Origin of the sequence: Nocardiopsis sp. TNDT3, from assembly GCF_003427465.1 — a bacterium.
Taxonomy (GTDB): Bacteria; Actinomycetota; Actinomycetes; order Streptosporangiales; family Streptosporangiaceae; genus Nocardiopsis; species Nocardiopsis dassonvillei.
In genome coordinates, this window is record NZ_QPFC01000447.1 from 1 (window position 1) to 11,290 (window position 11,290).

General features: G+C 73.6%; 11 protein-coding genes. 7 read left to right on the forward strand and 4 right to left on the reverse strand.

Annotated elements, in window-relative coordinates; translation table 11 throughout:
• Positions 1–620: hypothetical protein (locus DQW06_RS11745; protein ID WP_117198428.1), on the reverse strand; the 620-nt coding region annotated here is incomplete at its 3' end.
• A 150-nt stretch (positions 621–770) separates the two neighbouring features.
• Here DQW06_RS11745 and DQW06_RS11750 point away from each other — a divergent pair.
• From DQW06_RS11750 to DQW06_RS11770, 5 genes are all read left to right on the forward strand, one after another.
• Positions 771–1,832, forward strand: a complete 1,062-nt coding sequence (locus tag DQW06_RS11750) for a MoxR family ATPase (RefSeq protein WP_013152988.1) — start codon at positions 771–773, stop codon at positions 1,830–1,832.
• 4 nt (positions 1,833–1,836) lie between these two features.
• Positions 1,837–2,805, forward strand: a complete 969-nt coding sequence (locus DQW06_RS11755; protein ID WP_013152987.1) for a DUF58 domain-containing protein — start codon at positions 1,837–1,839, stop codon at positions 2,803–2,805.
• An 82-nt stretch (positions 2,806–2,887) separates the two neighbouring features.
• Positions 2,888–3,835: a VWA domain-containing protein gene (locus DQW06_RS11760; protein ID WP_013152986.1), complete on the forward strand. Its 948-nt coding sequence runs from the start codon at positions 2,888–2,890 to the stop codon at positions 3,833–3,835.
• Positions 3,836–3,976: 141 nt separating this feature from the next.
• Positions 3,977–4,711 carry an HAD family hydrolase gene (locus DQW06_RS11765; RefSeq protein ID WP_013152985.1) on the forward strand — a complete coding sequence of 245 codons (735 nt, stop codon included), beginning with the start codon at positions 3,977–3,979 and terminating at the stop codon, positions 4,709–4,711.
• Entirely contained in the window at positions 4,708–5,475 is a 768-nt protein-coding gene (locus DQW06_RS11770) for an NUDIX hydrolase (protein ID WP_013152984.1), read from the forward strand. Before DQW06_RS11765 ends, DQW06_RS11770 begins: the two co-directional genes overlap by 4 nt.
• A gap of 177 nt (positions 5,476–5,652) precedes the next feature.
• Here DQW06_RS11770 and DQW06_RS11775 read toward each other — a convergent pair whose 3' ends face one another.
• Positions 5,653–6,906 (reverse strand): erythromycin esterase family protein, encoded by a 1,254-nt coding sequence (locus tag DQW06_RS11775; RefSeq protein WP_013152983.1) that lies wholly within the window; start codon positions 6,904–6,906, stop codon positions 5,653–5,655.
• 58 nt (positions 6,907–6,964) lie between these two features.
• On the opposite strand from DQW06_RS11775, the gene DQW06_RS11780 reads away from it, so the two are divergent.
• A complete protein-coding gene (locus DQW06_RS11780; RefSeq protein ID WP_117198427.1) occupies positions 6,965–7,786 on the forward strand; it encodes a TioE family transcriptional regulator in 822 nt (273 codons plus the stop codon).
• Positions 7,787–7,874: 88 nt separating this feature from the next.
• Here DQW06_RS11780 and DQW06_RS11785 read toward each other — a convergent pair whose 3' ends face one another.
• The gene (locus DQW06_RS11785; protein WP_013152981.1) at positions 7,875–8,801 is read right to left on the reverse strand and encodes an oxidoreductase; all 927 of its coding nucleotides are present in this window, start codon (positions 8,799–8,801) and stop codon (positions 7,875–7,877) included.
• Positions 8,802–8,896: 95 nt separating this feature from the next.
• Between DQW06_RS11785 and DQW06_RS11790 the strand changes: the two genes are divergently transcribed.
• Positions 8,897–9,472, forward strand: a complete 576-nt coding sequence (locus tag DQW06_RS11790; RefSeq protein WP_013152980.1) for a TetR family transcriptional regulator — start codon at positions 8,897–8,899, stop codon at positions 9,470–9,472.
• A gap of 197 nt (positions 9,473–9,669) precedes the next feature.
• Here DQW06_RS11790 and DQW06_RS11795 read toward each other — a convergent pair whose 3' ends face one another.
• Complete coding sequence (locus DQW06_RS11795; protein WP_013152979.1) at positions 9,670–10,941, reverse strand: APC family permease; 1,272 nt, start codon at positions 10,939–10,941, stop codon at positions 9,670–9,672.
• Positions 10,942–11,290: the final 349 nt, after the last annotated feature.

The following is an 11,290-nucleotide window of genomic DNA, read 5'->3' on the forward strand; positions in this document are numbered from 1 at the left end:
TCCCCCGGGAGCGTCCCCGGCCCCTGCGGGCTCTCCGGGCTCTCCTGCGCCTCGGGGGGCTGCGCCGGGCTGGGCATCTCCGGCGGCGGGAACTGGAGCATCCACCAGTACAGCAGCGACACCAGCAGCAGGATGAGCACCAGCACCAGGCCCAGTCCGCCGATCAGCCACCAGTTGCTCTCCCCCGCCGCCACGGCGCTGTCCCTGCGCCCGGCCCAGGGCGCCCACCGCACCGAGACGGGGCCGCGTGAACCCGCCCAGTGCGGCATCACGACCGGGCCGCGCGCGGCCGCCCTGCCCGAGCGCGCCGCCACCTTGAGGAAGTCCTCCGCCGCCGCGCCCGTCCCGTCGTGGGCGAGGGCCACCCACAGCGCCGAGCGCCCGTCCGTGCGGGCCGCGACCACGTCGGGGCTGCGGCGCACCGCCTCGGCGAACCGCTCGCGCGCGCCGCCGTCACCCGCGGCGCCGGAGTCGAGCACGGCGACGCTCACCTGGTTCCCGGACCCGTCCCTGCCCAGGTAGACCACGCCGAGGGAGGAGTCGCGCACCCGCCCCAGCAGGCGGTAACCGCCCAGTTGACGTGGATCACCCTCGTTCAGCCCCATCGTGGGAACCGCCATGTCATCCCCCTTGCCCTCCACTCCGGCCGTCCGCTTCGCCGCGTTGTGTACCGGACTGGTGCCCGCGAAACGGGTAGTGTCACCACAGGTGAGTGATCCACAACCTATCCGGTGCCCCCGCGTCGGGGCTCCCTGCTAGGAAGGCGGCACATGGCAGAGAGCGGAAACGGCTCAGCGCCCTCCGCGGGCCCGGACAGCGCTCCGGGTGAACCGACCCGGCTGCTGCGCGCCGCGCTGCACGAGGTGTCCAGGGTGATCGTGGGCCAGGAGCGCATGGTGGAGCGCTCCCTGATCGCCCTGGTCGCGGGAGGGCACTGCCTGATCGAGGGCGTACCCGGAATCGCCAAGACCCTGGCGGTGTCCACCCTGGCCAAGGTCACCGGGGGTTCGTTCGCCCGTGTGCAGTTCACCCCGGACCTGGTGCCCTCCGACATCGTCGGCACGCGCATCTACCATCCCTCCACCGAGCAGTTCGACGTGGAGCTGGGGCCGGTCTTCGCCAACTTCGTGCTCGCCGACGAGATCAACCGGGCCCCGGCCAAGGTGCAGTCGGCCCTGCTGGAGGTCATGGCCGAGCGGCAGGTGTCCCTCGGCGGGACCACCCACCCGCTCCCCTCCCCGTTCATCGTCATCGCCACACAGAACCCGGTGGAGTCCGAGGGCGTGTACCCGCTGCCCGAGGCCCAGCGCGACCGGTTCCTGATGAAGGTCAACGTCCGCCATCCGCGCGCGCACGAGGAGATGGAGATCCTGCGCCGGATGTCGACCACCCCGCCCACCGCGCACCAGGTGCTCGACCCCGTCACCCTGAGCGAGCTGCAGTCCGACGCCCAGCGCGTCCACGTCCACCAGCTCATCGCCGACTACGTGGTGCGGCTGGTCATGGCCACGCGCGAGCCGGAGAACCACCAGATGCCGGACCTGCGCCAGGTGCTGGAGATGGGGGCCAGCCCCCGTGCCACCCTGGGGCTGGTCTCGGCCGCCCGGGCCCTGGCCCTGCTGCGCGGGCGCGACTACGTGCTCCCCGACGACGTGCGGGTGCTCGCCCACGACGTCATCGCCCACCGCCTGGTGCTGACCTTCGACGCCCTGGCCGACGGGATCACCGCCGAACAGGTGGTGGACCGCATCCTGTCGACCGTGCTGGCGCCGCGGGTGATCTGGGACGAGCCGCCCAGCGGGGAGACCGCCTCCTTCGCCTCCGCGAGGTGAGCCGGTGAACGCACCCGCCATCGGTACCGACCCCCGGCTGCGCGCCGCGCTGCGCCGTCTGGACCTGCGCATCGTGCACCGCCTGGAGGGGCTGCTGCACGGTGAGCACCTCGGGCTGCGCCTGGGGCCCGGCTCGGAGGCGGCCGAGGCGCGCCTGTACCAGCCGGGCGAGGACGACGTGCGGCTCATGGACTGGTCGGTGACCGCGCGCACCGACACCCCGCACGTGCGCGACCTGGTCGCCGACCGCGAGCTGGAGAGCTGGACCCTGCTGGACCTGTCGCCGAGCATGGACTTCGGCACGGGCCTGCGCTCCAAGCACGAGGTGGCGGTCGGGGCGATGGTCGCGGCCAACCTCCTCACCCAGCGGGTGGGCGACCGCTTCGGCGCCCACTTCCTGCACCGGGGCACGATCCGGCGCTGGCCCGCGCGTTCGGGCAAGGAGGCCCTGCTGGCGCTGTTGGCCACGGTGGCCGCGGCGCCGACCGGTGACGAGCGCGAGCCCTCGCCGCACCGGGCGTCCCTGGCAGACGCCATCGGTGACCTGGTGCGGGTGCGCCGCAGGCGCGGCCTGCGGGTGGTGATCTCCGACTTCCTGGACACCCCCGCCTTCGGCGGCGAGGTGACCTGGGAGCGCCCCCTGCGCCAGTTGGCCGCGCGCCACCAGGTGCTGGTGGTGGAGGTGATCGATCCGCGCGAGCTGGACGTGCCCGAGGTGGGCGACGTGACGCTGCGCGATCCGGGCACGGGCATGGTGCGCGACGTGCGGCTGACGCGGGCGGTGCGCGAGCGCTACCGTCAGGCGGCCGAGGGGCAGCGCCGCGCGGTGCGCGACGCGCTGCGCCGGTGCGGGGTGCACCACCTGATGCTAAGGACGGACCGGGACTGGGTACTGGATACGGCACGCTTCGTTATCCACCAGAGGCGTACCGCGCACCACCTGGCCCGCCACACTCCGGGAACGCCCCGGTGAGCGCGGCGGGCCCCACCGAGGAACCGAACGAGGGCGCGGGCGCGGACCCGCGGGACAGAGCCGAGGCACGGGGGATTGAGTCATGACCTTCCTGGAGCCCCAGAGGTTGTGGTGGCTGCTCCTCGTCGTCGTACTGGTCGCCGCGTACGTGTTCGCGCAGACCCGGCGGCGCGAGTACACGATGCGCTTCACCAACCTGGCGTTGCTGGACCAGGTGGCGCCGCACCGCCCGGACGTGCGCAGGCACGTGCCGGCGGTGCTGTTCACGGTGACGATCGGGGTGCTGATCGCCTCGATGGCGCTGCCGGCGATGCCGGTGCAGCAGCCGCGTGAGCGGGCGACGATCATGGTGGCGGTGGACGTGTCGCTGTCGATGGCGGCCAACGACATCGACCCCAACCGGCTGGAGGCGGCCAAGAAGTCGGCCCAGGGGTTCGTGGAGACGCTGCCGGACCGGTTCAACGTGGGCCTGGTGGCCTTCTCCTCGACGGCGACGGTGGTCTCCTCCCCCACCCATGACCACCAGGCGGTGATCGGCTCGATCGAGAACCTCCAGCTGGGTCCGGGCACGGCGATCGGCGAGGGGGTGTTCGCCTCGCTGGAGTCGATCAGCAGTTTCGACGAGGACGCGGACGTGGACCCGCCGCCGTCGGCGATCGTGCTGCTCTCGGACGGGGAGAACACCAGTGGCCGCGACATCTCGCAGGCCGTGGCGATGGCGGCGGAGCAGGAGGTCCCGGTCTCCACGATCGCGTTCGGCACGGGCGCGGCGATGATCGAGATCGACGGCTACCAGGTGCCCGCCGACATCGACAAGGAGGCGCTGCGCGGTCTGGCCTCGGACACCGGGGGGCACTTCTACGAGGCGGAGAGCGAGACGGAGCTGGACGAGGTCTACGAGGACATCGGCTCGTCGCTGGGCACCGAGCTGGTGCACGAGGAAATCGTCACACGTTTCGTGCTGGCGGCGATCGTCCTGGCGATGGCCACCGCCGTGACGTCACTCCTGTGGTTCCAGCGGCTCCCGTGAGCGGGAGGGGGTCCGCGGACCCCCTCCCGCACGGGCCTCGGGTGACGTGGGCCACATCCCTTTAGGTGGGGTTTACACCGTTCCTGTTATGTCCACGGGTTAGCGTGGGCATGTTTTGTCCTGCCCATCACATGAGGAACGATGCCGAACACACCCGCAGTGCCGACGGCGATCTGCTTTGACCTGGACGACACCCTGATCGACGATCTCGCCGCGTCGTCCACGGGGCTCCGCGCGGTCATGGACCGGCTCGGCCACCCGGACTTCGGAGCAGCCCGCAGTCTGTGGGACGTGCAGACCGAGATCTCCTTCGGTTCCTACCTGCGCGGACGCCTGAGCCTGGAGCAGCAGCGCCGCGAGCGGATCCGGGCCCTGGCCGTCCAGGCCGGTCACCCCGACCTCGCCGACCAGCACTGCGACGAGTTGTACCGGATCTACCTGGAGGCCCACCGCTCGGCGTGGCAGGTCTTCCCCGACGCGATCCCGGCGCTGAACGCGCTGGCCTCGGCCGGATACCGCCTGGCCGTGGTGACCAACGGCATCGAGTCCCTCCAGCACGCCAAGCTCCAGTCCATGGAGCTGGCCCCCTACTTCCACGCCGTGGTGTGCACCGACACGGTCGGAACGGGCAAGCCGGACCCGCGCATCTTCCACACCGCCGCCCAGCGCCTGGGTGTGGACCCCACCGCGTGCTGGCACGTGGGGGACCAGATCCAGGCCGACGGCGTGGGCGCCGCGGCCGCGAGCATGCGCCCGATCATGATCGACCGCCGGGGCCACCAGCGGTTCGAGTCGGTGACCACCATCGCCAACCTGGACGAACTGCTGCGTCTGGTGGGCCTGCCCAGCGCGACCCCCGCCGCCGGATCGCTGTGACCGCCGCCTCCCCGGGCGCTCCGGGACGGCGCGTCACCGCGCACCTGGTCACCGCCGGTGCGCCCGCGGTGCTCGGGGGTCGCGTGCTGTTCGGCCAGGACCCCGCGGACGTGGCCCGCGGCCTGGGCGGCCTGGCCCCGGACGCTCCCCTGCGCGCGCTGGACGTGCTCACCGAGCTGGCGTCCGCGCCCGGCGGCGCCCCGCTGCACATCGACCGGGTGGTGTTCGCAGGAGTCGGGGCGGAGGCCTCCTGGCCCTCGGCCGCGGGCGCCGGTCTGCGGCCCTCCCCCGCCGAACTGGCCGTGGAGGAGGCCGCGCCCGAGAACGGGCTGACGCCGCTGCGCCGGTTCGCCTCCTACGGGATCGTCACCGACCCCGACGGCAACGTGCTGCTGAGCCTGATCGCCGAGGGGTTCCCCGGCGCCGGGACCTGGCACCTGCCGGGCGGCGGCGTGGACGCGGGCGAGGACGTGCGGGCCGCGCTGCGCCGCGAGGTGGTCGAGGAGACCGGCCAGGACGGCCTGGTCGGGGAGCTGGTCACCGTGTCCAGCCATCGCCGTGAGGGCTCCGGCGGCCACGACATCTACGCGGTGTGGGCGTTCTTCCGCGTCCTGGTCCGCGACCCGGGTCCGGCCCGGGTACTGGAGGAGAACGGCTCGACCGCCGACGCGCGCTGGTTCGCCCCCGGTGAGGTCGCCGGGCTGCGGCTGTCCACCACGGCCCGGCGCGGACTGGCCTACCTGGGCCTGTCCGGCACGGTCTGAGCCCTCGGCCGGGCACCGGCTCCCCTGCGGTGCCCGCACAGGACCGACGCGGACGCCGTGATCTCGTATCCGTCGCGACAGCCGTTTGGCAGCAAGGCGGCCGAACACGCCACAGGTACAGGATCACCGCAGGTGGGAGCCTCGTGCGTCGCACCGGCGCCCCCTCCGGGCGGGCCGTCAGCCCTGCCGGAGGTCCCTGACGAACACGATCCCGTCGCTGTCGGCCAGACGGGCCGGATCGAGCGGGGCGTAGCCGAACCAGGGGGACACACGGGGTGCGGGGATCGCGCCGTCCAGGTCCGCGGCCAGCCGGGGCGCGTCGACCACGCAGCGCTCCTCCCCGAGGGCGTACAGGAGGCCCTCGACGCTGTCCGGGGGCGGGGTGTCCACGCCCCGGTGCCGGATCGTGCCCACGGCCGTGGCCAGGAAGGCGTACTCCTGCCCCAGGCGGGCGCCCGCGATCGCCCCGGCGCCCCACCAGTCCAGCGGCGGCCCGCCCATCCGCATCGTGCTCATGCCGCGCTGGAGGTGGGAGTTGTGGGCGTGGACCAGCACCGGGCCCCGCTCGGCGAGGGCGAAGAGGTTGTCGGCCATCATCTGGTCGCGCAGGCCCAGCAGCCGCGTCATCCGGCTCGGTGAGGTGTCGACCGTCATGCCCAGGTCCTCCAGCCGCGTCATGCGGCGCGAGGAGGTGTCGGCCATCCAGAAGTGGTAGCGCAGCAGGCCGGTGGCGGTGCGCCCGTACAGGCGCGCCCGGTCCCAGTCCTCGCGCGAGGTCGCCGAGACCAGGCGCGGCGTGTGCGCGTCGAGCAGCGCCGCCAGGTCGTCGGCGAGCATGCGCAGCTCCCGGACGTCGTCCGAGCGCCCCACGGACTCGGCCGGGTCCAGCATCGCGTCGGGGTTGGTCCACCGCGCGTCGTCGCCGACCAGGCGGTCCAGCGTCCGCGCGTCGCACGGGAGCTGGTCCGCCTCCACCCAGCGCGCGAGGTAGTCGTGGAGCGCGGTCAGGGCCCGCCGGGGGCTCTGGGCGCCGGTGACCTCCAGCGGGCCGTCGAAACCGGCGAAGCGCACCTGTTCGGCGGCGGGCCTGCCGTCGTTGTGGGCGCGCATCCAGCGTACGAGTTCGCGGTTGGCCGCCGACGCGCCGAGCCCGTGGCTGAACCCGTGCTCCATGGCCTCGTCGAGGGTGCCCGTGCCCGAGGTGACGTACGCGTCCACGGCCAGGCCCGCCAGACAGTCGCTCTCGACGGCGATCGTCCGGTAGCCCTCCTGCTCGACGAGCTGGCGGAAGAGCCCGTTGCGCAGGTCCAGCAGGGCGTCCTCCCCGTGGGTGGGCTCGCCCAGGGCGAGCAGTCGCGGCCGGGCCGGGAGCAGCCCCATGGCGGCCGCGGCCTCGAAGGTGTGTGCGGTGATCGTGGTGCCAGTGTCCATACCTTCGACGGTATCGTTGAAGTAACGGTTGAGAGTTTTTCGGTACAGCGGCGGGGATATGGCTAAGAACCTTCAAAGCGGTGATCGGCTCAGGCCGATCGACCTGGCGCGCGGGCACGGCCTGTCCACGCAGGCGGTCAGGAACTACGAGGAGGACGGGATCCTTCCGGCGGCCGACCGCACGCGTCACGGCTACCGCACCTACACTCCGCTGCACGCGCGGGCCCTGAGCGCGTTCGTGGCCCTGGTACCCGGCCACGGCCACCAGGGGGCGGCCTCGATCATGCGGGCGGTGAACGGGGACCGGGCGGATGAGGCGCTGCGCCTCATCGACGAGGGCCACGCCCAGCTCCTGGACGACCGGCGGACCCTGCGGGCCGTGGAGGAGGCGCTGCGCGGCCTGGAGACCGGCGCGCGGTCCCGGTCCGCCGACCGGATCGAATCCGGCGGGCGGACCAGCTCCGGTGGGCGGGCCGGGGCGGCTCCACCCCCACGACCGGCCAAGGAGCCCGGGACGGCCGGGGCGGCGGAGCCCGACGCCACGTTCATCGGACCGCTGGCGGGCAGGCTCGGCGTCCGGCCCGCGACGCTGCGCGCCTGGGAGCGCGCCGGGCTGGTGCGTCCCCGCCGCGACCCGAGGACCGGGTACCGCGTCTACGGCGGGGCCGACGTGCGCGACGCCCTGCTGGTCCACCAGCTCAGGCGGGGCGGTTACCTGCTGGAGCAGATCGCCCCGCTGATCGCCCAGGTGCGCTCGGCCGGCGGGCTGGAGCCGTTGGAGGGCGCGCTGCGCGACTGGCGCGCCCGGCTGTCCGCGCGCGGGCGGGCGATGCTGGCCGGGGCCGCCGAGCTGGAGGCGTACCTGCGAGAACGCGGTTGAGGCCCCGGCCGCCGGCCGGAGTGCGCCGCGAGAGCGGCGGCGCCGTCGAGCACGGGGAGCCGCCCGGCCGCACCGTGCGGCGCGGGGGTCAGGTCCGCGGGACCGGGAACGCGACCCCGGTCAGCCGTTCGCTCTCACGCCACAGCCGGGAACCCTGCTCGGGACTGTCGGCCCCGGCGGGCAGGGGGGTCGGCTCGGGGGTCCCGGAGGTCTGGTCCCGTCCGGCGGGACCGAGGAAGGCGCCGTTGGCGGCCGCGGCGTGGGTCGCGCCGTACAGGGAGGGCCAGGCGGCGCCCTCGGGCGAGCCCATCAGGGTGCGCGCGGCCAGGGCGACGAACAGCCGCCCCGCCCGCCCCGTGGACGTGTGGCGCTGCAGGTTGGTGACGGCCGACCCCGGGTGCACGGCCAGGGCGCGGTGCGCGCTGCCGTCGAGGCGGCGGGCGAGTTCCCGGGTGAAGACGATGTTGGCGCGCTTGGACTTGGCGTACGCGCCCATCGGGCGGTAGCGCTGTTCGCTCATCAGGTCGGTGAGGTCGCCTGAGCGCCAGGTGGCGGCGATGGCGCTGACCGTGACGATCCGCGCGGCCGCCGAACGCGTCAGGGCGGGCATCAGATGGGCGGTCAACGCGAAGTGGCCGAGGTGGTTCGTGCCGACGGTCAGTTCGAGGCCGTCACGGGTGGTGCGGCGTTGGGGGACGTTCATGACTCCGGCGTTGTTGACGAGGATGTCGATCGTCTCCTCGGCGGCGAGCGGGGCCGCCGCGTCGCGGATCGCGGCCAGGTCGCCGAGGTCGAGCTCCACGGTCTCCAGACGCGCGCCGGGCACGTCGCCGCGCAGGCGGGCGGCGGCTTCGGCCAGCGCGTCCGGACGGCGCCCGGTGAGCAGGACACGGGCGCCGTGCCGGGCCAGGGCCCGGGCGGTGCGGTAGCCGATGCCGCTGTTGGCGCCGGTGATCAGAGCGGTCCGGCCGTCGAGCGGCGGAATGTCGGCGGGAGTCCAGTGCTGCGCGGTCATCACACACCTCTTAAATGAATGTTCATTTATCAAGCTCAGCATGCTCGCCCGAGCCGGGTTCGTCAAATGAACGTTCATTAAGGGAGGATGGAGGCATGGCAACGCGCGATCCCGACCGCAAACGGCAGCAGTTGATGGAAGCGGCCCTGGCCGAGTTCGCCGAGTACGGCGTGGCCGGCGCCCGGGTGGACCGGCTCGCCAAACGCGCCGGTATCAGCCCCGGCCTCGTGTACTCGTTCTTCGCCGGAAAGGAGGGCCTGTTCGAGGCCGTCCACGAGGCGATCGTCGAGCAGACGGTGGGCGCCGTGCCCATCGACGCCGACGACCTGCCCGGATACGCCGGCCGCCTGCACGACGCCGCGGCACAGCACCCGCAGGTCATGCGGTTCCTCACGTGGTACGCGCTCGAACGCGCCGAACGACCGGTCTCCGAGATCGTCGCCCGCTCCGTGGACGAGAAGATCACGGCCATCGAGGCGGCACAGCGGAGCGGCACCGTCAGATCCGACAGACCGGCCGGTGAGATCCTCGCCCTGGTCCTGACGCTGGCCAACATGTGGCAGCACCGCACCGAGGACGTCAGCCACCTCGTCACCGACGCGCAGCGACGCACTATCATCACCGACGCCGTACGCCGCCTGGTCGCACCGGAGGAGTCCCCTCGTGGTTGACCGCGCCACGGCGGCCCGCCGGCGGGGCTGACCGCCTTCGGGGTCACGGGTCGGGTCCGCTCCGGCCACACCAGCGCACCGGCCGCGACCGGAGCGGCGCTACGTGTTCGTCGCCGAACGCGGTGCCTTCGGCCGCGCCTTCACCGCGGAGGAACCCGCGCCCCCCTTCCGGGCTGGCGTGTTCCCCGCCCGCACTCCTAGAAGCGCAGGTCGAAGCGCTCGCGCAGCCACCACAGCCCGGCTCCCACCGCCAGGACCGCCATGCCGGTGATGACCGTGGGCAGCGGCAGGCTGCACGCCAGCACGACGCAGCCGCCCAGCCCGGTCAGCGGCACCAGCAGCGGCGGGCGGGGCTCGTCGGGGCCCAGGCGCAGCGCCGAGGCGTTGGTGATGGCGTAGTAGACCAGCACTCCGAAGGCGGAGAAGGCGATCGCGCCGCGCAGGTCGGTGACCAGGACCAGGGCGATGACGACGGCGCCGACCAGCAGCTCGGCGCGGTGGGGCACCCCGTGGCGCTCGTGGACCGAGGCCAGGGAGCGGGGCAGGTGTCCGTCGGCGGCCATCGCGGCGGTGGTGCGCGAGACCCCGAGGATGAGGGAGAGCAGGGCCCCCAGGCTGGCCACGGCCGCGCCCGCGACCACCACGGGGGCCAGCCAGTCGAACCCGGCCACCCGGACGGCGTCGACCATCGGGGTGTCGGTGGTGGACAGGCGCTCGCGGCCCAGCACGATCAGCAGTCCGGTGCCGATGACGAGGTAGAGCGCCAGCACGCCGCCCAGGGAGATGTTGACCGCGCGGGGGATCGTGGTCTGGGGGTCGCGGACCTCGCCGCCCAGGGTGGCCACCCTGGCGTACCCGGCGAAGGCGAAGAAGATCATCCCGGCCGCGCCGAGCACACCGAAGGAGCCGGGCCAGGGCCCCAGGCCCTCCACCTGGGCGACGGCGGCCAGGCGCCCGCTGAGGAGCATGGCAACGCACACGGCGGCCAGGACGGCCAGGACCGCGGCCAGCAGGATCTTGATCACCATCGTGGAGCGCTGGATCCCGCGGTAGTTGAGCGCGGTGAGCGCGACCACGGTGGCCGCCGCCAGGGCCTTCTCCCAGCCGGGGAGGAGGTAGGCGCCGAAGGTCAGCGCCATGGCCGCGCAGGAGGCGGTCTTGCCGACCACGAAGGACCAGCCCGCCAGGTAGCCCCACAGGTCGCCCAGGCGCTCGCGGCCGTAGACGTAGGCGCCGCCGGACTCGGGGTGGCGGGCGGCGAGCCTGGCCGAGGAGACGGCGTTGCAGTAGGCGACGATCCCCGCGATGAGGATGGCCACGGGCAGCCAGGCGCCCGCGCCGAGCGCGGCCGGGGCGAAGACGGTGAACACCCCGGCGCCGAGCATCGCGCCCGCGCCGATGGCGACGGCGTCGACGGTGCCCAGGACGCGGGCGGGTCTGGCCTGGGGGCCGGAGGAGGAGGTGGTCAACGGGGTCTCCCTTGCGTGAGTACTCCCGGCTCGCGCCGGGCGGCAACGCTCCCTTCCCCGGACGCCTCCGGTAAAGCACAGCGGTACCTCGGGACGTGACGGCGGACCTCGTGTGCCCGGCTGGCGCACCCTCCCCCCGTCGCGTCCTGACCGGACACGACGCGGGGTCCCGGCGCTTCGGGGGCCGGGGCTCGGCTGCGCCGCCGGGGCGGCGGTCGTGTCCGACTTCCGAGTGTGCCCGATCCCGGTGACCACCGGGAGCAGTCCGGCCATGACGAAGGTGGCCGGTATCGGTCCGTACGGTGTCCACGCGGTGGCGCGGGACGCCCCGGCGCAGCGCGGCGGGGGG